This window comes from Microvirga massiliensis (assembly GCF_001006805.1).
Lineage (GTDB): Bacteria > Pseudomonadota > Alphaproteobacteria > Rhizobiales > Beijerinckiaceae > Microvirga > Microvirga massiliensis.
Window position 1 is genome coordinate 367,849 of record NZ_LN811356.1, and the last position, 22,320, is coordinate 390,168.

Annotated in this window: 19 protein-coding genes; 12 read left to right on the forward strand and 7 right to left on the reverse strand. The window is 61.3% G+C overall.

The window, feature by feature from the left end; genetic code table 11:
- The first annotated feature begins 135 nt into the window (after nucleotides 1-135).
- Nucleotides 136-1,359, forward strand: coding sequence for a glycosyltransferase family 4 protein (locus BN1233_RS22200; protein ID WP_046865768.1), 1,224 nt, complete (start codon nucleotides 136-138; stop codon nucleotides 1,357-1,359).
- 43 nt (nucleotides 1,360-1,402) lie between these two features.
- On the opposite strand, the gene BN1233_RS22205 is transcribed toward BN1233_RS22200, so the two are convergent.
- Nucleotides 1,403-2,836, reverse strand: a complete 1,434-nt coding sequence (locus tag BN1233_RS22205) for an O-antigen ligase family protein (RefSeq protein ID WP_187144342.1) — start codon at nucleotides 2,834-2,836, stop codon at nucleotides 1,403-1,405.
- A 300-nt stretch (nucleotides 2,837-3,136) separates the two neighbouring features.
- On the opposite strand from BN1233_RS22205, the gene BN1233_RS22210 reads away from it, so the two are divergent.
- The gene (locus tag BN1233_RS22210; protein ID WP_046865769.1) at nucleotides 3,137-5,434 is read left to right on the forward strand and encodes a Wzz/FepE/Etk N-terminal domain-containing protein; all 2,298 of its coding nucleotides are present in this window, start codon (nucleotides 3,137-3,139) and stop codon (nucleotides 5,432-5,434) included.
- Nucleotides 5,412-6,230 (forward strand): hypothetical protein, encoded by an 819-nt coding sequence (locus BN1233_RS22215; protein ID WP_046865770.1) that lies wholly within the window; start codon nucleotides 5,412-5,414, stop codon nucleotides 6,228-6,230. The genes BN1233_RS22210 and BN1233_RS22215 overlap by 23 nt, the downstream gene beginning before the upstream one ends.
- 4 nt (nucleotides 6,231-6,234) lie before the next feature.
- On the opposite strand, the gene BN1233_RS22220 is transcribed toward BN1233_RS22215, so the two are convergent.
- A complete protein-coding gene (locus tag BN1233_RS22220; protein WP_046865771.1) occupies nucleotides 6,235-7,005 on the reverse strand; it encodes a metallophosphoesterase family protein in 771 nt (256 codons plus the stop codon).
- Nucleotides 7,006-7,791: 786 nt separating this feature from the next.
- On the opposite strand from BN1233_RS22220, the gene BN1233_RS22225 reads away from it, so the two are divergent.
- From BN1233_RS22225 to fcl, 8 genes are read left to right on the forward strand one after another with little or no spacing between them, the layout of a single operon-like run.
- Entirely contained in the window at nucleotides 7,792-8,304 is a 513-nt protein-coding gene (locus BN1233_RS22225; protein ID WP_046865772.1) for an acyltransferase, read from the forward strand.
- Nucleotides 8,301-9,323 carry a Gfo/Idh/MocA family protein gene (locus tag BN1233_RS22230; RefSeq protein WP_046865773.1) on the forward strand — a complete coding sequence of 341 codons (1,023 nt, stop codon included), beginning with the start codon at nucleotides 8,301-8,303 and terminating at the stop codon, nucleotides 9,321-9,323. Before BN1233_RS22225 ends, BN1233_RS22230 begins: the two co-directional genes overlap by 4 nt.
- Nucleotides 9,320-10,435 (forward strand): DegT/DnrJ/EryC1/StrS family aminotransferase, encoded by a 1,116-nt coding sequence (locus BN1233_RS22235; protein WP_046865774.1) that lies wholly within the window; start codon nucleotides 9,320-9,322, stop codon nucleotides 10,433-10,435. The genes BN1233_RS22230 and BN1233_RS22235 overlap by 4 nt, the downstream gene beginning before the upstream one ends.
- Nucleotides 10,436-10,482: 47 nt before the next feature.
- The gene (locus BN1233_RS22240; RefSeq protein ID WP_046865775.1) at nucleotides 10,483-11,484 is read left to right on the forward strand and encodes an NAD-dependent epimerase/dehydratase family protein; all 1,002 of its coding nucleotides are present in this window, start codon (nucleotides 10,483-10,485) and stop codon (nucleotides 11,482-11,484) included.
- Nucleotides 11,481-12,620: a DegT/DnrJ/EryC1/StrS family aminotransferase gene (locus BN1233_RS22245; protein ID WP_046865776.1), complete on the forward strand. Its 1,140-nt coding sequence runs from the start codon at nucleotides 11,481-11,483 to the stop codon at nucleotides 12,618-12,620. Before BN1233_RS22240 ends, BN1233_RS22245 begins: the two co-directional genes overlap by 4 nt.
- Nucleotides 12,583-13,191: an acyltransferase gene (locus BN1233_RS22250; protein WP_082145585.1), complete on the forward strand. Its 609-nt coding sequence runs from the start codon at nucleotides 12,583-12,585 to the stop codon at nucleotides 13,189-13,191. Before BN1233_RS22245 ends, BN1233_RS22250 begins: the two co-directional genes overlap by 38 nt.
- A gap of 34 nt (nucleotides 13,192-13,225) precedes the next feature.
- On the forward strand, nucleotides 13,226-14,311 hold the full coding sequence (gmd, locus tag BN1233_RS22255) for a GDP-mannose 4,6-dehydratase (RefSeq protein WP_046865777.1): 1,086 nt from the start codon (nucleotides 13,226-13,228) through the stop codon (nucleotides 14,309-14,311).
- 6 nt (nucleotides 14,312-14,317) lie between these two features.
- Nucleotides 14,318-15,274 (forward strand): GDP-L-fucose synthase, encoded by a 957-nt coding sequence (gene fcl / locus BN1233_RS22260; RefSeq protein ID WP_046865778.1) that lies wholly within the window; start codon nucleotides 14,318-14,320, stop codon nucleotides 15,272-15,274.
- A 138-nt stretch (nucleotides 15,275-15,412) separates the two neighbouring features.
- On the opposite strand, the gene BN1233_RS22265 is transcribed toward fcl, so the two are convergent.
- The 3 genes from BN1233_RS22265 to BN1233_RS43190 all read right to left on the reverse strand — a co-directional run bounded on the left by BN1233_RS22265 (nucleotide 15,413) and on the right by BN1233_RS43190 (nucleotide 18,332).
- A complete protein-coding gene (locus tag BN1233_RS22265; protein WP_046865779.1) occupies nucleotides 15,413-15,817 on the reverse strand; it encodes a hypothetical protein in 405 nt (134 codons plus the stop codon).
- Nucleotides 15,818-16,104: 287 nt separating this feature from the next.
- Nucleotides 16,105-16,356: a hypothetical protein gene (locus BN1233_RS22270; RefSeq protein ID WP_046865780.1), complete on the reverse strand. Its 252-nt coding sequence runs from the start codon at nucleotides 16,354-16,356 to the stop codon at nucleotides 16,105-16,107.
- 386 nt (nucleotides 16,357-16,742) lie between these two features.
- Entirely contained in the window at nucleotides 16,743-18,332 is a 1,590-nt protein-coding gene (locus BN1233_RS43190; protein WP_048708525.1) for a caspase family protein, read from the reverse strand.
- A 385-nt stretch (nucleotides 18,333-18,717) separates the two neighbouring features.
- Here BN1233_RS43190 and BN1233_RS22280 point away from each other — a divergent pair, with 385 nt between their 5' ends.
- Complete coding sequence (locus tag BN1233_RS22280) at nucleotides 18,718-19,605, forward strand: outer membrane protein (RefSeq protein WP_048708523.1); 888 nt, start codon at nucleotides 18,718-18,720, stop codon at nucleotides 19,603-19,605.
- A 517-nt stretch (nucleotides 19,606-20,122) separates the two neighbouring features.
- Here the strand turns inward: BN1233_RS22280 and BN1233_RS22285 are convergent.
- Both BN1233_RS22285 and BN1233_RS43195 read right to left on the reverse strand, forming a co-directional pair.
- Entirely contained in the window at nucleotides 20,123-20,533 is a 411-nt protein-coding gene (locus BN1233_RS22285) for a response regulator (RefSeq protein WP_046865781.1), read from the reverse strand.
- A gap of 67 nt (nucleotides 20,534-20,600) precedes the next feature.
- Entirely contained in the window at nucleotides 20,601-22,103 is a 1,503-nt protein-coding gene (locus BN1233_RS43195) for a sensor histidine kinase (protein WP_048708521.1), read from the reverse strand.
- Nucleotides 22,104-22,320: the final 217 nt, after the last annotated feature.

Genomic DNA, 22,320 nt, shown 5'->3' on the forward strand with positions numbered 1-22,320 from the left:
CGGCTGCGCTCGCAAGAATGCTTGAGAGAAGTGTTTTTGCGTGATACGTTCCAACTGCACTACTTTGAACGACCAAGCTGCCTGTAAGATGGTGGAAGAGCCGCAGACAACAGAAAGCAATAGTAACAAAGAGCTATGTCTAAGCTGATCTTCGTCAACCGCTACGCGCCCCCTGATCACTCCGCGACAAGTCAGATCCTTGGAGATCTGGCTTTCCATCTCGCAGGACAGGGCGAAGATGTACATATCGTGTGCAGCAGTCAGCTTTATGATGATCCGACAGCAAATCTCGCGGCGGAGGAAACCATCAATGGCGTGACGGTCCACCGCATCTCGGGCTCTACTTTTGGTCGTGAGCGGCTCATCGGTCGCGCGGTGGATTATTTGTCATTTTATATCGGAGCGCGCACTTTTCTGAACAAGATGGCTGCCCATGGAGATGTGATCATCGCACAGACTGATCCCCCACTGCTTTCAGCCGCCATCGCAGATGTTGCCTCGAGGCGTGGTGCGAAACTCGTCAACTGGCTTCTAGACGTTTTTCCGGAGGTTGCAATCGAACTTGGAGTTCCGCTTATGAGCGGCCCGGCGGGCTCGGCTCTTGTTTCATTTAGGGATCGAGCGCTGAGAATGGCCGCGAAAAATGTTGTGATTGGTGAGCGAATGACGGATCACTTTGTGCGCCGTGGCCTGAGAACCTCGCAGGTGGCTACCATTCCGAACTGGAGCTTGGACGACGTGATTGCTCCAGTGTCGCATGATGACAATCCGCTACGAAAGGAGTGGGGGCTGTCGGACCGGTTTGTAGTCGGATATTCTGGGAATCTTGGGCGAGCGCACGAATACGAAACGGTCTTGAGCGCAGCGCAGAGACTTCAATTTGCGTCCAGTGTGATGTTTCTCTTTGTTGGAGGCGGTCATCAGGTCAGGATGCTTGGCGCGAGGGTAGCTGCACTGGGGCTTGCCGACAGGTTTCAATTTCGACCTTATCAGGATCGTGCTGATCTCTCGCGATCGCTCGGCGCCGCCGATGTACATTGGGTTTCATTGCGCCCGGAGCTTGAGGGGTTCATCGTTCCGAGCAAGGTCTATGGGATTGCGGCGGCAGGTCGCCCGATCATAGCGGTGACTGCTCGAGATGGCGAGGTCGCGCGTTTGGTTGTGCGCCACGGATGTGGAGCCCACGTCGATCCGGGGGACGGAGACAAGTTTGCAAGAGTTATTCTTTCATTGCGCGACGATTTTCGGCTGCGAGAGCATTTCGGAGCTAACGCGCGGCTCATGTCTCAGCGGCATTTTACGAGAGCAGGGAGCCTCGCATCATGGAGCAAGTTGCTGCAAGAGGTCCGGTGCCTCTGAACCCAAAGAGTTTCGCGTTGCCGTGGAGTGTGCCCTGGCTTATTCACTCGCCGTATAGATCGGAGCGAAGCTCAGTTGTGTCCGAGCGGTTATGGCGGGCAGGTGGTGCCTCAGGCTGTTCCAGAGTGGATGGAGATGATTCGATGGGGCTTATGGCAGAGGCCGGTATGCCAACCCCGCGGCGGAAGGACTGAGCCAAACCGCACGCGACAACACTTGCGCAAACGACGCCGTAGCCGGGGATCTGAACGGAAAAATCCAGGAGCGAATGGCTCATAGAGAGAAGGCCACCAGCGAGCCCCGCGAGTGGGATGACGAGGTCGCGCTGCCGCACGAAGACTCCTCGGAAGAGAGAGAAACCGGCCGGCAGGCACAAAGCCGTCAGGCTCAACAGGACGGGCAAGCCCATCTCTACGGTAAGTTCGAGAGGAGTGCTGTGGGCACGATCCCATACCCCACTTACAGGAATGGCGTCGCTACGGAGGGCAGGGAACACATCCGCAAAGGAGCCAAGCCCGGTTCCGAACAGAGGGTGGTCTTTAATCAGGGCGAGTGTCGATCTGTAGATCTCGGATCGCCCCTGATCGATCAGCCCCTCTGCTCCTAGCCGGAGTGCGATCCGACCTCCCCACACTTCGAGTGCAATGCCGCTGACAGTCATCGCTGTCAGGAGTAGCGGAAGCCAAAAGCGGCCTCTAACGGTCCGAAAGAAGTAGAGGCTGCAACAAATGACAACGGCGGCAAGCGTGAGCAGAATTCCGGCACGTGACTGAGTGAGCAGATTGGCCGTTATACAGATAACGAATCCGGCAAGTGCCACTCCTAGCTTTGTGTCGAGAATAGTTGCATCTACGCTGCCGGACGTTGCCAATGCCTTTTTCTTCCGCTGCAATCTTGCAGCAGCAAGGAGCAACCATAGCAGAGCGCTCGTGCCGTAGTAGGTGGCGGCCGTGTTCCTGTTGATGAAAGGTCCGGTGATGACGTTGGAAGCCGAGACTTCCGTCGTGAGCAATGCAGTTCCGTTATCGATGGCCAAGCTGCCGATGTCGTATAGGCCGTAGACTGCAGCCGAAGCGGCGCATGTCCACAAGAGAAGATAAGCAAAGTTGCGATCGAGTGTATTTATGAATGCCGCCATGAAGGTGAGAGCCAGAAGCAGGGGAGAGCCGAGGGACAGCCAAGGTGCAGAGAGGTTGGCGGAGACGGCACGCCGAAGGGGTTCTCGTAATAGGTGCGCTGCGTCTGCCCAGACTGGATGAAACTGGCCGACGAGAGGTGCCGACGCAAGCTGGTGCCAGACCGTGATGCCAAAGAAGGCAACAAAGGCGAGGAACGGAACGATAACCCAAAGGTGAACTGTCCTGACTCTTGAGGTTGGCGCCAGGACCAAGCTCAGAGCAATCACGATTGTCCAGACCGCGATCCAGACGGTTTCGACGGAGCCGAACGGGAGTGGTGCGAACGCGACCGTGCCCATCAATGATATACGGGAGACGGAAGTGCCCATATAGGATCTTACATTTGAGAGTTGTCGCGCTGTCACCTACAAAAAAAGAGGTATTTACCACACAAAGGTGCATAGCTGCATTACTTCGGGAGATCGTTGCCAGATCTAAGACTTATGGCGATGTCACGGTGTTGTGTCTCTGTTTGACCCATCATATCGCGTGTGCGATTTTCCGAGAGGTGGATTTGACTGGCAGATGTTCTACCACCTGCTCTATTTAACTACTGGCTCGGGGAGGCGCTTGGCTGCGCGAGGTCCGAAGAGGCAGGCATGCTGAAACCGAGTCCACCCGTAACTACAAACTCGCCTGTGCTTTCGGAAGCACGGGCCGAGGAAGCTCTCAACTTCAGTGCTGTGTTCCATTTCCTGCGGCGGCAGTGGTTGGTCATCGCAGCATCGCTGCTGAGCGTCATCGGCCTTGGCGTAGGTTATGTCCTGGCCACGCCGCCGACCTATCTGGCCCGGGCCTATCTGCTGCTCGATACCAAGAAATTGCAGGTGTTTCAGCAGCAATCTGTTGTAGGGGACCTGGATTTTTCTGGTAACTCCGCGGCCTTGGAAAGCCAGATCGAGGTTGTGCGCTCTGTCGACGTGGCCCGCTCCGTTGTGGATGAACTCGGGCTCGCCGACGACCCGGAGTTCACCGGTCAGGTCACGAGCTTCTTCGGCTCTCTGTCCTCCGCCCTGCTCCAACTTCTAGACTGGACGACCGACATGGGCTCTCCGGAGGAGGCACAGGTTCTCTCCCGGGAGCAACTGACGAAGCTTGCCGTCGGGTATCTGCGCGGGAATTTGCAGACCCGTCGTGTTCGGTCCACCTACGTCATTGAGGTTGGCATCGAGTTGCTTGATCCCGGCAAGGCCGCACGCGTTGCCAACGCCGTAGCACAGGCCTACATCCTTGATCAGACGCAGTCGAAGCAGTTTACCACGAAGCGCGCTATAGATTGGCTGCAGGAGCGAATGGAGCAGCTCAGCCGGGAAAGCATTAAAGCCGAACGGGCCGTACAGGATTACAAGACTCAGAACCAGATCATCAATCTGGGTGGGCGGCCGATCGACGAGCAGCAACTGGCCGAAATCAGCAGCCAGCTTGTCTTGGCCCGCACACATACGGCCGAAGCGAAAGCAAAACTCGAGCGTCTGCAGCAGGTGATCGCCTCCGGCGGCACGGATTCCATGTTGGCGGACTCTCTCCAGAGTGACATCCTGACGACGTTGCGGCGCCAGTATGTCGACAAGTCCTGGAGGGCCGCCAATCTCTCGACACGCTATGGCAGCAAGCATCAGGCTGTCGTGACGCTACAAGCTGAGATACAGCAGTTGGAAGCTGCGATTATGGTCGAACTTCGCCGTATCGCGGAGGGCTATCGGAGTGACTACGACCTCGCACTGAGCCGCGAGAGGACCATTCAGTCCCGTCTGGTCCTGCTGACTCGACAGAATGCCGGGACACGTCAGGCGCAAGCCTCTCTGCAAGTACTGGAGAGCACCGCGCAAGCCTATAAGCAACTGCATCAGAGCTATGTTCAGCGCTACATGGAGGCCACTCAGCAGCAGTCCTTCACGCCTACGGAAGCGCGCGTGCTGGCACCTGCCGAGGGCGCAGTCAAGACCCATCCGATCGGGAGCCGCATCCTCTTGATGGCCGGGTTCCTGGGGCTCGCCGTCGGCGCCGGGATCGGATACCTGCGGGAGAGCCTCGATCGCGTCTTTCGAACGGCGCGGCAAGTTCAACAACTCGTCGGTGTCGAGTGCCTTGGTGTTCTACCAGCCATGCCGGAAAAGAAGCGTCATCAGTTGAACGGCGGGTCGGCCCCGCCGGAAAGAGAGATTACCCAGGACCTTGGGGTAAAGCGTCAGGTGGTTCTGACGCCTTTCTCGCGCTTCACGGAGACTGTAAGGAACGTCAAGGTTGCAGCCGATATGAGTGCCGTCGCTCGGGATGTACAGGTGATTGGGATCGTTTCGGCTGTTCCGAATGAGGGCAAATCGACGATCGCTTCCAACTTGGCACAGCTGATCGCCCATTCCGGGCGGCGCGCCTTGCTCATCGATGCAGACCTTCGTCATCCCACGCTTACTCACCTCATGGCACCCGGGGCGCAGTGCGGGCTCCTGGATCTACTCCGTGATGAAAAGGATGAATCCAGAAAAATCGCAGATGTGGTCTGGCATGACCCGCTCACCGGACTTGATTTTCTGCCTGGCGTGGTTGGAGATGGTCCTTCCCATACCAGTGAGATTCTTTCGTCGGCAGCTATGGCCAACCTCGTCCAGGCAGCACAGGCGGAGTACGACTACGTCGTCGTCGATTTTCCTCCCCTTGCGCCAGTAGTAGACGCAAAGGCGGCCAGTCCTGTCATCGATGCCTTCGTGCTCGTCATAGAGTGGGGCCGCACCTCACCCGAGATCGTGTCCGAGGCTCTAGGTTCTGCCGAGGCTGTGCAGAGCAAGCTCATTGGGGCAGTTCTCAATCGAGCGAACCCCACAAAGCTGAAGCAATTGGAGGGCTATAAGGGTTACGATTATCACAAGTACTACAGTGCCCGCGGTTCCAGCGCATAGCATCAAGCCGGGCGGGCAGCGGACACTCTCATGGGTAACCCTGGCGCTGCTCCGGGGCATGTTCCTGGCACTGGCAAGTGCGGGGGCCTTCTGGAGCCTCTCCGTCATCCCCGGCGAGAGAGAGGCCGCTCCCCTCAACCGCCTCGCGAATCGCATTCTCGCCGGGAGGACACCGACGCTCGAGGCTCTCGCGCCCACGCTCGCTTATCTCGATCGCTCAGATAGCCCCCGAGGTTGCTCCAGCCCGGCGCTCCGGCCGATCGCCACGATCCGTCTCTACGCGGCGGCACTGGCGCATTCCACGGCAGCCGACGAGAGTGCAAAGCTGCTTCTTCAGAAGGCGCGACGTGATATCCATGCCTTTCTGCGTTGCGCTCCCCACCAATCTTTCTATTGGTATGCTTTGTTTTGGGTAGAGATGGCGCTTGGCGGCGACAGCCATGACCATTTGCCTCTCTTGGAATTCTCATACAGGCTTGGCCCACATGAGGGCTGGATCAGTGCCTATCGCTGCCGGGACGCTCTGCCCTATTACGAGATGGTGAACCCGCCTACTCAGAAGCACATCCGGGAAGAGTATCTCAGCCTCGTCCGGGAGAATGCCGGTGAAGCAGCGGCGATTCTGCGCCTCGGCGACGCCGAAATCCGCTCACGCGTCCTCGAGTTCATAACGGTACTCCCCCTGGAAATCCGCGAGAGCTTCGCGCGACGTCTCGACTCCCTAAATATCGAGGTCGATGTGCCGGGCGTTGATTACGAGGCGCTCTATTCACGCCCGAACTTGCCCAAACTATGAGCAATCAGATCCTTTTGCAGACGGAAGGTAGAGCTTTCGGCCGGGCTTTGCCGGGCGGCCAGCTCGGGGTGAGAAAACGCTGCCGGTCATCTTCGAGAACAAGGCAGGTCAGCCGGTTGGAGATGTAGGCGCCGGTGTCGATGTTGATCCGGTTGTGATGGATCTCTGGCTCGCTTACGGGCGTATGCCCGTGAATCACTACCTTGCCGAAATCTCTCTCGGAAGCAGTAAACTCCTCACGGATCCAGAGGAGATCCTCCTCCGTTTGCTCCGTCAGGTCGATCTCTGGCCTTACACCTGCATGGCAGAAGAAATAATCTCCTGAAGTGAATGACAGAGGAGTGGCACGCAGGAATTCGAGATGCGCCGCGGGTATTAGCTTCCGGAGTTCATAAGCCGCTTCCTCATAGCCCCGACCTAACCGGACCTCCCGCACGTCGAGCCCGTAAGAATAGAGCGTCTCCAGCCCACCATTGTGGCGCCAAGTCGTCAGCGTTTCGGGATTGTTCAAAAATTGTAGCAGCATTGCTTCATGGTTGCCGCGCAAAGGTACAATACGGGCCGGAAACGGCGAGGCAGTTAGACGGTCGAGAACTACGCGGGAATCGGGACCTCGGTCGACGTAATCGCCGAGGAAGACAATAGCGGGAGCGTTGATAGGAAACTCCTCGAGATCCTCAGCAATACTCTGCCTCATTCCATCAAGCAGATCGGCCCGCCCATGGATGTCGCCCACCGCGTAGACCCGCTGCCCCGCCGGCACGCCGGGCTTCATGACCTTTTGTTCCTGGCCCGGGAACAGGCGCCTGAGAAATCGCAAGTCTTCCTCTCACGATGCCCGCGCGGCCGCAGAGCGCCCGCCATCGCTGCTGGCCGGAACGGTACTCTCAACGGCTTGTCGCAGCAACGCAAAGGCTGATATGTTTCCTACTGTCGGAATGGAAGGTCGAGCCATGTCAATCATGGTCAAGAGTGCGCGAGCCGCCCTCGTTCTAGTCGCCGGGGCCTTCTGGCTAGGATCCGCCGATTCTGCCGGTGCGGTGCCTGGCAGTCGCGGCAGCGAAACCGCAGGCCAGGCAGACTCGCAGGCCACTACGCAATTTTCCACCAGCTCAGTCAGCCCTAGCAGACCGAGTGACTGTCCTGATGTGGATGCTGGTGCGCAGGACTCCAAGCCCAATAACAACGCCAAAAAATGCGGCTTCGAGAGAAGGCGTTAGTCATCAAACTCATTTGGCCCGTTGATGTAACAGCTTAGCACTTCTCTGTCAGATGCTATGTTCTGGCACATAGCGCGGCAAACTCTGCTTGATAAGATGCAGAGAGGCGAGCGTCAGACACTACAATAATGCGCGAGTGACGTACGCCGACGGTGGTAGGGCCGTTCTCGTTGCTCCACCCCTTGGGGAGGAAGACGCATTGTACCCCTTCTCTAGAGGAGGCCATCCATCCATTGGCTGTCGGTCGCTTTGGGGCGATCACGCGGTGGAGTTGTCGCACTAGGGTCGGATCCAAGCCGTCGACGCCCTCATGGGTGCCCTAATGTCGCGCGGAGAGCGGAATGCCGATCAACAATGTGCGCCTAGGCCAGGACGTGCGAATTGTTCATCCGGAACTCGTCAACCTGTATGGCTGCAGCATCGGCGGCGGCACGCAGATCGGTCCTTTCGTGGAGATCCAGAAGGGCTGCCGCATCGGCGCGCGCTGCAAGGTCTCCTCGCATTCTTTCATTTGCTCAGGCGTGACGATCGAGGACGAGGTCATGATCGCCCATGGCGTGATGTTCACCAACGACCTCTTTCCTCGCGCGACCAATGACGACGGCAGCCTGCAGACCGAACAGGACTGGCAGGTCGTGCCGACGCTGGTGAAGAGATGCGCCGCGATCGGCTCCAACGCGACCATCCTGGCGGGCGTCACGATCGGCGAGGGGGCCCTGGTCGGGGCGGGCGCGGTGGTGAGCCGGGACGTGCCCGATTTCGCGATCGTCACTGGAGTTCCTGCACGGGTGATCGGAGACACGCGCGCCCGCAGCACCGGATGCGATGAGGTCACGCAAGAGGCTAGGGCATGATTCCCGTCGGCATCGTCGGCTACGGCTACTGGGGACCCAACCTGGCGCGCTGCACCGCCGAAGCGGACGGCTGCACGCTCGCGGCTATTGCCGATGCCTCGGCGGCGGCGCGCGCGAGAGCTGTCAAGCGGCACAACGCGGCTGTGCTCGACGATTGGCGCGACATGATCGCCGATCCGAACATCGCCGCTATCATGATCGCAACGCCGGCCCGCACGCATTTCGAGATCGCACTCGCGGCCCTGCACGCGGGCAAGCACGTCCTGGTCGAAAAGCCCATGACCGAGACCTCCACGGAGGCGCTCGTCCTGATCGAGGAGGCCGCCAAGCGCAACCTGACGCTCATGGTCGATCACACCTTCGTCTACACGGGCGCGGTGCGCAAGATCCGGGAGATGATCGACGAGGGCCTCGTCGGGGACGTCTTCTATTACGACTCGACCCGCGTCAATCTCGGCCTCTTCCAGCACGACGTGAACGTCATCTGGGATCTCGCGGTCCACGATCTTGCGATCCTCGATTACCTGCTCGACTGCCAGCCCGTTGCGGTCTCTGCCAATGGCGCGGGCCACCTCGGTCGCCTCGAGAACATGGCTCAGATCACGATCTACTTCGCGGGCGGCACGACGGCGCATCTCAATGTCAACTGGCTCGCCCCGGTCAAGATCCGCCAGACGCTGATCGGCGGCAGCCGGCGCATGATCGTCTATGATGACCTGCAGCCGAGCGAGAAGATCAAGGTCTACGACCGCGGCGTCGATGTCGTGGGAAGCCAGGAGGAGCTGTACAGGCTTCTGGTCTCCTATCGCACGGGCGACATGTGGGCCCCACAGATCTCCGTCAAGGAGGCCCTGATGACGGAGGTCGAGCACTTCCTCGACTGCATCACCACCCAAACCGCTCCCCTGACCTCCGGGGGCAGCGGGCTGCGGGTGGTCGAGATGCTCGAGAACGCGAGCCTGTCGCTGCAGCAGCGCGGTCACCCGATCGAGTTCACCCCGCTCCGGAGAGCCTCGTGATTCCGTTCCTGGACTTGCAAGCGCAATACAACTCGGTCGGACACGAGATCGAATCTGCGGTGCTCGCCGTGCTCAGGAGCGGAGAATACGTGCTTGGCCGAGACGTCAGGGAATTCGAAGAGGAGTTCGCCCGGTTCTGCGGCGCTCGGGAGGCCGTTGCCCTCAACACGGGAACGTCAGCGCTGCATCTCGCCCTCCTGGCGGCCGGAATCGGCCCAGGCGACGAGGTCATTACAGTCCCGATGACCTTCGTGGCGACCGTTGCCGCTATCCTCTATGTGGGCGCCAAGCCCGTCTTCGTCGACATCGATCCCGTCAACTGGACCCTCGATCCTGGTCACCTCGAGAAGGCTATCACGGCGCGCACCAAGGCGATCATGCCGGTCCATCTGCATGGCCGTCTTGCCGCCATGCCGGCCATCCTGGAGGTCGCGGAGCGCCACGGCCTTTTCGTGATCGAGGATGCCGCCCAGGCGCATGGCGCCGAGGCGCACGGGCAGCGTGCGGGGACATTCGGCGCCATCGGGTGCTTCAGCTTCTATCCGGGCAAGAACCTCGGGGCCTGCGGCGAGGGCGGCGCGATCACCACCAACCGCCCCGATCTCGCGGACGCCATCCGCTCGCTGCGGGATTGGGGTCAGGCCGGCAAATACAATCACGTGCGGCAAGGCTTCAACTTCCGCCTCGACACCGTCCAGGCGGCGGCGCTGCGGGTGAAGTTGCGGCATCTCGAGGCCTGGACCCGGGCACGACGCGATCTTGCAGGCGATTACGATCGGCGTCTCGCCGAGCACGGGATCGCGCATCCGGCGCCGGGCGGCCGCGATCACGTCTACCACGTCTATGCCGTGCGGGTGCGCGAACGAGACCAGGTCCGGGGCCGGCTGAGCGAGCTTGGGGTCGCCACGGGGATTCATTACCCCCGGCCCGTGCACTTGCAGCCAGCCTATGCGGGGCTGGGTTACCGGAGCGGCGACTTTGCGGTCTCAGAGAAGTTTGCTGCGGAGACGCTCTCCCTGCCCCTGTTCCCCGAGATGACGGGACAGCAGGTCGCGCAGGTGGTCGAGGCCCTTGCGCATGCCGGCGCGGCCCCGGCGGCCTCGGCCGCCTGAGGCAGCGATGGCCGCCCACATGATCGTCAAAGGATGATGAGAGCAACATGGCGAAGTCCAACATCTTGACCGGCCAGCGCGTGCTCGTGACCGGCGGCGCCGGCTTCGTAGGCTCGCACATCGTTGATCTCCTGGCGCAGGAGAGGTGCCGCGAGATCATCGTCCTCGACAACATGGTGCGGGGATCGGTCGCCAATCTGGCGGGCGTGTTGGGCAACCCAACGGTGCGCCTCGTCGAGGGCGACATCCGCGACCGAGCGCTCCTGGCGGACCTAGTCGCCGGCACCGACACGGTGTTCCATCAGGCGGCGCTGCGGATTACCCACTGCGCTGCCGAGCCCCGCACGGCCCTGGAGGTGATGGTCGACGCCACCTTCGACCTGCTCGAGCAGTGCGTGTCCGCCGGCGTCCGCAAGGTCGTGATGGCCTCCTCGGCATCCGTTTACGGGATGGCCGAGGAGTTCCCGACCCCCGAGCGCCAGAACCCTTACGCGAACCGGACCCTCTACGGCGCCGCCAAGAGTTTCGCAGAGGGGCTGCTGCGGGCGTTCAACGACATGCAGGGCCTGGAATACGTGGCGCTGCGCTACTTCAACGTCTACGGCCCGCGCATGGACATCCATGGCCGCTACACGGAGGTGATGATCCGCTGGATGGAGCGGATCGCGGCCGGGCAGCCGCCGGTCATCTATGGCGACGGCCTGCAGACCATGGACTTCGTGCACGTGACCGACGTCGCACGCTCCAATCTCCTGGCGGCGCAGAGCGAGGCTTCAGACATCGCGCTCAACGTCGGGAGCGGTACCGAGACCTCGCTCTTGCAGGTCGCGCACCTCCTCGCGCAGGCGATGGGCCGCCCGGACCTCGTCCCGGTCCATGCCGAGGAGCGCGCGGTCAATCCTGTGCCGCGCCGGCTCGCCGATGTGACGGCTGCTCGGCAGGCAATCGGCTTTGAGGCCTTGGTTCCCTTCGAGACCGGGATCGAGGGCCTCGTGGCCTGGTGGCGGGCGCAAGTCGCCAGCCCCGCCCTGGTGGGAGCGGCAGAATGATTCCGATCACGCAGCCCGTGCTCGGCGAGCCCGAGGCCGAAGCCGCCGCCGCGGTCATCCGGTCGGGCTGGCTGACGCAGGGACCTCAGGTTGCGACCTTCGAGGAGGAGTTTGCTGCGGCTGTCGGGGCGAGCCACGCCTGCGCGGTGGCCAACTGCACGGTTGCCCTGCATCTGGCGCTTCTGGCCGCGGGCGTCGGCCCCGGCGATGAAGTCGTCACCGTCAGCCACACCTTCATTGCCTCGGCGAACGCGATCCGGCAATGCGGCGCGCTCCCGGTCTTCGTCGACATCGATCCGCAGACGTTCACAATGGCGCCCTCGGCTATTGCCGAGGCTGTGACATCGCGGACCAAAGCCATTCTCTGTGTTCATCAGATCGGGATGCCCTGTGATCTCGCCCGCATCCTGCCGATCGCGCGCCAGTATGGCCTGCCCCTGATCGAAGATGCCGCTTGCGCGATTGGATCCGAGATTCTCATGAATGGTGCTTGGGAGGCGATCGGGCGTCCGCACGGGGACGTGGCCTGCTTCTCCTTCCACCCTCGCAAGGTTCTAACCGTCGGAGACGGCGGCATGCTGACGACGAACAACTCTGATTGGGACCGTCAATTCCGCCTCTGGCGCCAGCATGGAATGAGCGTGCCGGATCTCGCGCGTCATCAGAGCCGCCGTGTCATCGTCGAAGAATACCCGGTGTGTGGCTTCAACTACCGGATGACGGACCTGCAAGCGGCCGTCGGCCGGCAGCAGCTCAAGCGACTGCCGGAACTAATCTCCCGACGTCGTCAACTGGCCGCCTACTACAGCAGTCTCTTGTCTCAGGTAGACGGCGTTATCGCGCCAAAGGAGCCTGCCTGGGCGCACTCGAACTGGCAGAGCTACTGTGTGCGGCTGCCCAAGGGCGTCGAGCAGATCACGGTGATGCAGCGCATGCTCGATCGCGGAGTGGCGACCCGACGGGGCATCATGTGCGTGCACCGCGAGGCCGCCTATGCCGACGTGCCGGTCGGAACGTCTCTGGTGAATTCCGAAAGGGCTCAGGATGAGTGCATTCTCCTCCCGCTCTACCCTCAAATGGATGAGGGCACCCAGCGTGATGTCGTGGAGGCTCTTACAGACGCTCTTCGGTCTTGACAGGACTGAGCAGCCCTCATCCTTCAAACAGCAGGAGGCTTCTGCGACCCATCTCGCTCTGCTCGAACAGATCAGGGCTCTCCAGAAAGCTCTTCAGGAGGAAAAGCTGCGGCGATTCGGGCGCCGGGTCTCGTTCGGGGATCTGGTCACAGACCGCTGGGAGAACGCCCGGCAGTACGGCTTCGGAGAGGGCTCGTCCTGCTACGACGACGTATTGATCCTCGGCGATGTCCAGGTCGGCCGGCACACCTGGATCGGACCGAACGTCATCCTCGATGGCTTAGGCGGCGGCCTCGTGATCGGGGATCACTGCTCGATCTCCTCCGGAGTTCAAATCTACACCCATGATACGGTCCGGCGCAGCGTCACGATGGGCCGGGCTCCGATTGCCTATAAGCCGACTCGGATTGGAAACGGCGTCTATATCGGCCCTAACAGCATCGTCGCAATGGGCGTCGAGATCGGTGATGCTGCCGTGATCGGCGCCATGTCGTTCGTCAACCACAGTATCCCACCCCGCACGAAAGCCTGGGGATGCCCCGCCACTATCACGGGCGACGTGGAAATCTGAGACTTCGAAGTCTTTGTTTGATGAGAGGCACGCCATGGCAAACGAAACGAATCGACGCGTGGCGCTGATCACGGGCGTGACGGGACAGGACGGGGCCTATCTCACGGAGCTTCTGCTCTCGAAGGGCTACATCGTCCATGGCCTCAAGCGACGCGCTTCGTCCTTCAACACCCAGCGCATCGACAAGCTCTACACGGATCCCCATGAGCCTGACGTGCGCTTTCATCTCCATTACGGAGATCTGACGGATTCCACGAACCTCATCCGGATCGTTCAGGAGACGCAACCCACGGAGATCTACAACCTCGCGGCCCAGAGCCACGTAAAGGTGAGCTTTGAGACGCCCGAATACACTGCTAATGCCGACGGGATTGGCACGTTACGTCTCCTCGAGGCCATTCGCATTCTCGGCCTCGAGAAACACACCCACTTTTATCAGGCATCGACCTCGGAACTCTATGGTCTCGTGCAGGAAGTACCACAGCGGGAGATCACACCCTTCTATCCGCGTTCGCCCTATGCGGCGGCGAAGCTCTACGCCTACTGGATCACGGTGAACTACCGCGAGGCTTATGGCATGCATGCCTCGAACGGCATCCTCTTCAATCATGAGGGGCCAACCCGGGGTGAAACCTTCGTAACGCGCAAGATCAGCCGCGCCGTTGCGGCCATTCAGCTCGGCCTGCAGGACAAGCTCTATATCGGCAACCTCGATGCCAAGCGCGATTGGGGCCACGCGAAGGATTACGTGGAAGGCATGTGGCGCATCCTCCAGCAGGATGAGCCGGATGACTACGTTCTCGCCACCGGCGAGACGCACTCCGTGCGCGAGTTCATCGAGCTCGCCTTCCGTGAGGTTGGCACCAGGATCGCGTGGCGCGGCAAGGGCGTCGACGAGGAGGGCCTCTGCCGCTCATCGGGGAGGGTTCTCATCTCCATCGATCCGCGCTATTTCCGGCCCACCGAAGTTGAGCTGCTCTTAGGTGATCCGTCGAAGGCGCACCAGCGCCTCGGCTGGCGACACGCGACGACCTTCCCGGAACTCGTGAGCAGCATGGTGCGCAACGACCTCGAGATCGTCGCGCTCGAATCGAAGATGCGGTGCCTTGTCTCGGAGTAGGCCTCCATGGGAGCTTGTGATCTGCGCAGCAAACGTGTCTTCGTGGCCGGCCATCGCGGCATGGTGGGCTCGGCCCTCGTGCGACGGCTCGCCTCGGAAGATTGCGAGACCGTCGTCGCGGATCGCACGGAACTGGATCTGCGCCGTCAGGCTGAGGTCGAGGCCTGGATGGCCGCGTTCCGCCCCGATGCGGTGTTTCTGGCTGCTGCAACGGTCGGCGGCATCCTCGCGAACGACACCCGCCCCGCGGAGTTTCTCTACGACAACCTCATGATCGAGACAAATGTCGTTGAGGCCGCGCGGCGCACCGGCGTCGGCAAGCTCATGCTGCTCGCCTCCTCCTGCATCTACCCGAAATTCGCCCCGCAGCCAATCACCGAGGATGCGCTGCTCACGGGTGAACTCGAGCCCACGAACCAGTGGTATGCGATCGCGAAGATCGCCGGCATCAAGCTGTGTCAGGCCTATCGCCGCCAGTACGGCTGCGACTTCATCAGTGTGATGCCGACGAACCTCTATGGCCCGAACGACAACTTCGACCTCACCTCGAGCCATGTCCTGCCGGCGTTGCTCGTCAAGGCCCATGCCGCGCGCGCGCACGGCGCACCGGCCCTCGAGGTGTGGGGCACTGGCGTGCCGCGCCGCGAATTCCTCTATGTGGATGATCTCGCCGATGCCTGCGTGTTCGTGATGAAGTACTACAGCGGCGAGGGCCACATCAACATCGGTACGGGCACCGATGTCACGATTCGCAAGCTCGCCGAGTTGGTCTGCCGCATTGTCGGCTTTGAAGGCGAGTTGCGCTTCGACACCACGAAACCTGATGGCACTCCACGCAAGCTGCTCGACGTCTCACGCCTCGCAGCCCTCGGCTGGCAGGCGCCCACAACCCTGGAGGACGGCATCCGCCGCTCCTACGACTGGTACCTCGCCCATCGCGGCCAAGTCCGCGGTGCCGCGTAGACCCGTTCAAGACGGGAACTCCAAACAGCCTCGAAACTCTCTGCGTGTCATCTAATGCGGGATTTGATGTGATTGCCCACAGGTCGACTCGCCCGTGGGGAATGCGCGAGATCATTATCTTGTTGTTTGTGCAGGGTTTCAGGCCAGCGCCGCAAGGGCGCAGAGACGAGCCTCGGTTTCTGACAGAACCCAGCCGTCGACCATCACGGTTCGACCTTCGGCGAAATCGTTTCGCTGTGCCTCGCGGATTAAAACGCGCAGCTTCGCAGGATTGGTTGCCGTGAGTGGCCCACCATCAGCTCCATGCAGGTGATGCAGGAGGTGTTCTGCGCTCGCTTCGCTTGCGGGCAGGAGGCGGAGATATTCGCGCCCGACTGCGCAAGCGCTCTCGTGATGGCAGAATAGCTCCGAGAGCATCTTTCGCATCGCTTGGGAACCGGCGCCGCATTCTGGCGTCTCGCTTGCGAACGCATTCGCCCGGCCGGGCACGAACGGGAGCAGAATTGCTGCGGCGAGTCTTTGGAGTAGTTCGCGACGTTTCATCACTTGCCTCGCGGGTTCAGTTGTGGACCTTGGGCATAATGGCTCCGTTAAGAACGGCACCCCTACGAAGCATGTGCGCAACAGCGATTATCGAGGCATCCAGGCCGATACCAGGGGTGTAGGACGCAGCTGAGGCGTAGCAAGTCGGCCGCTCGCCGCTCGATCGTTCCGGCTCGTCAGCTGGGCCTGTGGAAACCGGGACTGTCGTGGCGGGCTGGCGAATTCCACCGAGAGGGTCTCGGGCCCTCTCCGGACTCCACTGATCCATCGCGGTCATAGGAGAAACGTCACCGCTTCTCTTCGGCAGGACTGTGCTGCTGGAGTTTGTGACCGCTCTGGCCCGGATTGTTGTGCTTGTTGTGGTCGCGGCTCGCCTGATGCGAGTCGCTGCCTATCGCGGGCGTCTTGCCGCAAGGGCTCTTCGAATCGGCCTGTGCCCTGTCCGTGATGTCGCTCCGGTTCGAGTTCTCGGGACCGCCGTCCTGCTTTCCTCCGGTGCGAACGGAGTTGGGCTGGCTCCGGTTTCCATCGCTGCTCATAGTTGTTCCTCTGCTCTTTCCTGTGACATCTCGATTTGAGCCCTCCGGACCGACATTAAGAGGGACCCGTCGAGTTCTGCTCAGGACAAGTTCAGAGGTGGAAATTTGTTGCGTGCACCGCGGGCTAAACATCTAATCCTTCGTCGCGGGTGGCTCACTGGTGGGTTTTCCAGGCGCAAGCCATCGCTTGGACTCAAACACGGTCGCTCGATCCTGGGGCCCAGACCGAGGGCGGAGCACCGGACAGAGCGTGACAAGCGGGCGGCGCTGAGGCCGGACTCCGATCCCAGGAGCGTCTCGGGTATCCGACTGCTTCTCGAAAGCACGGGCTTGCAGGGTTACACGGGCCCTGCAAGTCGGACCTGCGTTGATCGACGAAGCCTCACCTATCGGGGAACATAGCTGGGTGATTGCCAGCCTCCACGTCCGGGTGGCGTCATCGGCACGTCACGCCCCGGCGGGAATCCACCGGGCCTCACGCCACTGTCCGGATAGGGTCGCGGCCGGACTGGGCGAGGACCCCGGTCCATTGCACCGCCGATCAGGGCGCCGCCGAGAATGCCGATCGCAACTGCGGCACCCGGGTCGAAGGCTGGCGGGGCCTGGACGATGACCGGCACCCGTTCGACGGGTGGGCGGGTCGCTACATCCCGCTGCGGCTTAGGCTCCGAAGGCTTCTGTATCTTGCGTTCCGGGCTAGCCTGTTTCGGTTTCGGTTTGGCTGGTGCAGTCTTCTCGGCCTTCTTTGTCGGAGCCGAGATGCTGCGCGTGGGCGTTGCCGGCCCACAAAGCGCAGCCACCCGGAGGGCTCGCCCGGGCGAGGTCGAGGCGAGCCGGAGAGCCTCTGTTTCGTGGGTCGATCCGGGATAGAGCCGTTGGAACAACCGGAAGGCGTCTGCGTCTCCCAGACGAATGGCTTCGGCCCAGGCTATTTCTTCAGAGCGCAGGGCCAGGGTCCTGTAGACCCACAGGGCATGCTGGTCGTCCGGATACAATTCCAGGACGATACGATAGATCTCGGGCTCATCCCAGAACACCGCCGTTCGATAGGCCTCATCGGCCGGAACGGTACGGAGGGCCTGGAGGGTCGGACGGGTTTGGTCGAGACGCGCCGTGCTGTCGCCTCTCTTGCTCGGCTTCGCCGCGCTCGCCGATGCCACGAAACTGAAATCGGTCGTGAGAGAGGACGTCTCCCAGGGCGTTTGAAGTCCGCTCGTCGCATCATGCACCGAGAGGCGCACCCGTCGGAACAATTGCTCGACAGGCAGGCCGGGCTCGGGCAGCAGATCGAGCAAGGCAGCCGTATACGGGCTGTGCTCGCCGGATCCGTCCGCAGCCTGCGCGCCCGGAGACGTCGCGAAGGCGACGAGTGTGCCCCCTTTGGAAGCGACTCGGGCGAGCCCGGCCTCGCTCTTCCCGTTTCCATCGTCGAGGAGCCTGGCCGCGAGGCCGCGGGCGCCGGAATCAGGAGCGAAGGGATTATCGCGGCATGCATCGAGGATGACGATCTTCGTGGCGGCCGCCGTCGCGTCGAGGCGTGTCAGGATATCTCCGAGAGAGACCGATCGGGATCGGATATCCGCATCGGAACGCGTCGTGACGTCGACCGGCAGGAGGTAATTCGTGCCTTCGATCTGGACCGCATGGCCCGCATAGAACACGACGGCTGCCGTGCCAGGCCCCGCCTGCTCGACGGCTTTCGCAAAGGTTTCGAGTGTCGATCGGAAGGCTGCGGCGGTCGCATCGGAAGCGTGGACCACCTCGAATCCGGTGCTTTCGAGCGCTTTTCGCATGGCAGCCGCATCGTTCGTCGGATTCGGCAGCACGGGCGCTGATCGATAGGCCGCGTTTCCGACGACGAGAGCAATCCGCTTCGCTGCACTGGCAGGAAGGGTCGTCAGGCCGAAGGCAATCAGAAACATCGAGAGATGCCGCAACAATGCGGCAACACAGTCACGAGCGACGGATCTGTGCACGGCAACACCTCGTCCGCTATCGGTACCCCGCCATTTTCTGCCCGTATGGGTCGGCTCTCTTCGGGCCTGATGCTACGAATCTCCGGCTTCAACGATAACAGCAGGTTCGAGCTGAGCCTGTGCGCTCCGGCACGGGCCTGTCCGACGGGTGTGCGACCCGGAAATGCCGGCTTCAGAACCGCGCATTCCACTCGCGCTTGCCGTTGGGGCAGCGTGGACACGTGAGCTCGTTCGTGCTTCACCTCCGTATTCTTGGGGAAACGTCGCGTTCTTCAGGTTCGAGTAAGAGAAAATCAGCTAATAGGTATGGACGCATCCTTCCGTGATGCAGCGGCGAGCGAAGCGTTCGCCACCTTACCAAACGTCATCGTCGGATATTCCCATCATGAATAAAACGCTTGCGGTTTCGGCATCTGCTCTGGCGTTGATGACTTTCACCGCAACCTCCTCGCGCGCGGCAGATCTCCCGACACGCATGGCGCCGCCAGCTCCAATCGCTGCGGTTCCCGTGTTCACATGGACGGGTTTCTATATCGGGGCGAACCTGGGCGCGATCCGAGACGCTTCGGAAATGACGCTGACTGCCAATCCGGAGACTTTTAATAACGGCCCGGTGTTTCCGGCAGGCGCGCTGTCGGCAGCCGACTTCGCCTTCATGGCAAGCCGGGCGTCGGAAGACGAGACCTCGTTCACCGGTGGTGGCCAGATCGGCTACAATTATCAGGTTGGCGGCTTCGTGTTCGGCGTCGAGGCGGACATCAACTTCTCTGATGTCCAGAACCGGCGTGACCGGGCGGATCCGCTCCCGGCTCTCTTTGGCGGAACACCGCTTCCCCCGCTTACTTACAATGCCCGCCTTCACAGCGACGTCGACTGGTTCGGAACGGTCCGTGCACGTGCCGGTGCGGCCGTCGATCGGTTTCTCGTCTATGCTACTGGCGGGCTTGCCTATGGGCACGTAAAGACGAATGTCGCCGCCTTTCCAACCCCGGCCGAGACCGTATCATTCATCTCCAATGGGTTGGTCGACATCAACCAGGTCAGGGATTCCGACACCCGTTTTGGCTGGACTATCGGCGGTGGCGTCGAATACGCCTTCACGAACAATCTCACGCTCAAGGGCGAGTATCTGTACGTCGACCTGGGTGACAAGAGACACATCGCACCTGCCGTGGAACCGGCGCTCTTCCGCGGGTCGACCATGACGGCTTCCGAGGAGACCAAGTTCCACGTGATTCGGGCGGGCGTGAACTTCAAGTTCAACACCTGGTGACGAATGGTTGATCAGGACGCGGTCGGTTGCGCGACCGCGCAGAAACTCCCGGGACGCTGATTTCTGCGGCCTTCTCCAGCCCGCCCCTTTCGTCATGGCGAGCGGAGCGAAGCGATCCAGGAGCGCATCCGTCGACGGGTAGATTGCTTCGCTTGCGGCTCGCAAGGACGGGAGTGCAATGGCAGGAGGCAGTGCATCACGCCTCCGGCTCACAGCGACGGCAGTGGGCCCGGCGCTACTCCGTTTCCGCCCCTGCGCTGCCCGCCCTCGCCCCTCTTCGTCATTGCGAACGAAGTGAAGCAATCCAGGCCTCCGCCTCAGGACGAATCACTCCGTCTGCGGCCCGCGATGACGGGAATGCACCGTAACAGACCGACGTCACAGCGATGGCGGCGGCCCTCGCGCGCCGCCGCCTGATTGGCCTCAAGTGCACCTCGACGCCGTGATAAGCACGCGAAGGCGTCGTAGCCCTGACCTGCCGCCTGTCATCCGAAGCACAGCGCTCTCTCGAACGCCTTCACGCCGTACCAGTGCAGGGCAGGGGGGGCTTTCTTTCCTCTGCCCGTGCGGAGAGGCAGGTGCGGATCTTCTCCAGCAGGCGGGCGAGGTCGACCGGTTTCGTGTCGAAGTCGGCGCAGCCCATTTTCATGCTCCGGTCGCGATCGCTCGCCAGAGCGTGAGCCGTGAGGGCGATCACGGGGATGTCCCGCGTGGCGGGCGTCGTCTTAATGATCTGGGTTGCTTCCCAACCGTCCATGTCGCCGAGCGCGACATCCATCAGAATCAGGTCGGGCTGTTCCTCTGCGGCCATGCGGACGCCGGTCGGCCCATCGATTGCACAGCTGACCGTGAAGCCATTGCGGGTCAGCCTGCGCGTCAGGATATCACGATTCATCTCGTTGTCGTCGACGAGGAGGATCTTGGACATGAAAACGCTTCTTAACAGAGAAAAACGACGACTGGGATTGCTGGGCACGGACGCGTGCCGCCAAAGGTTATGCGATTACCGGAGAAGGGTCTGTGCCAATCTTCACACTTCGCCCCGTTTCATCGTGCCCTTCGGGTTCGAGAGAGGGTGAGTTCGCGGTTGGCGAATCCTCCGGACTCGAATTCCTCCGCGTGGCGGGAATGCGGATCGTGAAAGCACTTCCGACTCCCGTTTCGCTCTCGACCGAAATGTCGCCGCCCATCAGGCGGCACAACATCCGGCTCAGCGCCAGCCCCAGGCCCGTGCCGCCGTATTTGCTTGCCGTTGCGTCATGCGCAACGGTGAACTTCTCGAACAGGCCCGAAAGCCTGGTCCGGTCGATCCCGATGCCTGTGTCACGCACCGTCACCGCGATCTCGTCTCCGAACCGCGTCGGTTTCCGCACCGCCGAAACCGTGATCCGGCCACGCTCCGTGAATTTGCATGCGTTCTCCAGGATCTGCGCCAGCGCATGTTCGAGCTTCTGGGCATCGCACACGATGGTGCCGAGCCGGTCGTGAAGTTCCAGCGAAAGCTCGTTGCTCCCGTTTGACGCGAGGGCGCGGTATCTCTCGGCCGTATCCCGGATCAGGCAAGCGAGATCGATCTCCTCGTTGAGGAGTTCCATCCGCCCGGCCTCGATCTTCGAGAGGTCGAGCACTTCGTTCACGAGCTTGAGCAGGTGCTGGCCGGCCCCGTGGATTCTCTCGAGGTCTGCCGCGCTGTTCGTATCTCCTTCCTCTGCGGCATCTTCCAACAGGATCTGGCTATAGCCGATGACGGCGTTGAGAGGCGTGCGCAGCTCGTGGCTCATCTTGGCGAGAAACTCGGCCTTCGCGGCGCCCGCGCGCTCGGCGGTCGCGGTCGCGCGGCGCAACTCGGCGGCCGTCGCGAGATGACCTCGCATCTCGCTCTCGAGCTCGAGCCCCGAGGCCAGGATTTTGGCGTAGTAGAACGCCATCATCGTCACGTAGAGCGCAGTGGCGACCGTGGAGACGATCCCGAGACCCTGAACCGAGGCCAGCGGCATGTCGTTCGGAACAGAGTGGCCAAGGGCGTAAAGTGCCGCGAACCCAGCGAGGTTCGCTGCGAACATGCCGAGAACCGTCAGCCGGAGCGACGGTTCAGGCCCAAGATAAAAGAATGCTAGCAACGGGATGGTCAGAACCCACGGCAATGTGGGCGAGGTCACCCCGCCATTGAAATAACAGCTCCAGAGAATGCAGAAGATCAGATTCTGGACGGATAGAAGCGCGAGCAGCTTGTAGCGACCGATTGCTCGCAGGACGAACGGAAAAACCCAGAAGCCCGTTATCGAGAGCGCCAGTACCGCAACGTCATATCCCGGGGTCGGGTCGAGAATGTAAAGGGCCAAAGGAACGGCATTGCCGATGAACGGGCCGAAGAGATGGCTGATGAGAAAGATGCGGACTTGCTTACGGGTTTCCTTCTCCGCCGCCAGATCGGGCGGGATGAACCATTCGAGGACGCGCTCGAGCTCAGTGAATCGCAGGCGCGAACGGAAAGACATGATGGTTTCTGAAATTTCGTGGGCCCGACTGAAATTTGTAAAGCTACTCGGTTAAATACCTCTTCCCATGATCATATACGTGGTGATCCGGCCGACGAATTTGACGCAGATCAATGAATCGACCTGCGAGTCAGGATTTGATGGGGTATAAGGGTTGCGTATGCCCGTAAACAGTTTTGAATAATTATTGTTTAGGAACTGGTATGTCAGTCTTGGC

Excerpts from the sequence above, each read along its gene's own strand:
- BN1233_RS22200 (WP_046865768.1), top strand. The coding sequence starts at position 136 with ATGTCTAAGCTGATCTTCGTCAACCGCTACGCGCCCCCTGATCACTCC.
- BN1233_RS22205 (WP_187144342.1), bottom strand. The coding sequence starts at position 2,836 with ATGGGCACGGTCGCGTTCGCACCACTCCCGTTCGGCTCCGTCGAAACC.
- BN1233_RS22210 (WP_046865769.1), top strand. The coding sequence starts at position 3,137 with ATGCTGAAACCGAGTCCACCCGTAACTACAAACTCGCCTGTGCTTTCG.
- BN1233_RS22220 (WP_046865771.1), bottom strand. The coding sequence starts at position 7,005 with ATGAAGCCCGGCGTGCCGGCGGGGCAGCGGGTCTACGCGGTGGGCGAC.
- BN1233_RS22225 (WP_046865772.1), top strand. The coding sequence starts at position 7,792 with ATGCCGATCAACAATGTGCGCCTAGGCCAGGACGTGCGAATTGTTCAT.
- BN1233_RS22230 (WP_046865773.1), top strand. The coding sequence starts at position 8,301 with ATGATTCCCGTCGGCATCGTCGGCTACGGCTACTGGGGACCCAACCTG.
- BN1233_RS22240 (WP_046865775.1), top strand. The coding sequence starts at position 10,483 with ATGGCGAAGTCCAACATCTTGACCGGCCAGCGCGTGCTCGTGACCGGC.
- BN1233_RS22245 (WP_046865776.1), top strand. The coding sequence starts at position 11,481 with ATGATTCCGATCACGCAGCCCGTGCTCGGCGAGCCCGAGGCCGAAGCC.
- BN1233_RS22250 (WP_082145585.1), top strand. The coding sequence starts at position 12,583 with ATGTCGTGGAGGCTCTTACAGACGCTCTTCGGTCTTGACAGGACTGAG.
- gmd (WP_046865777.1), top strand. The coding sequence starts at position 13,226 with ATGGCAAACGAAACGAATCGACGCGTGGCGCTGATCACGGGCGTGACG.
- fcl (WP_046865778.1), top strand. The coding sequence starts at position 14,318 with ATGGGAGCTTGTGATCTGCGCAGCAAACGTGTCTTCGTGGCCGGCCAT.
- BN1233_RS22265 (WP_046865779.1), bottom strand. The coding sequence starts at position 15,817 with ATGAAACGTCGCGAACTACTCCAAAGACTCGCCGCAGCAATTCTGCTC.
- BN1233_RS22270 (WP_046865780.1), bottom strand. The coding sequence starts at position 16,356 with ATGAGCAGCGATGGAAACCGGAGCCAGCCCAACTCCGTTCGCACCGGA.
- BN1233_RS22280 (WP_048708523.1), top strand. The coding sequence starts at position 18,718 with ATGAATAAAACGCTTGCGGTTTCGGCATCTGCTCTGGCGTTGATGACT.
- BN1233_RS22285 (WP_046865781.1), bottom strand. The coding sequence starts at position 20,533 with ATGTCCAAGATCCTCCTCGTCGACGACAACGAGATGAATCGTGATATC.
- BN1233_RS43195 (WP_048708521.1), bottom strand. The coding sequence starts at position 22,103 with ATGTCTTTCCGTTCGCGCCTGCGATTCACTGAGCTCGAGCGCGTCCTC.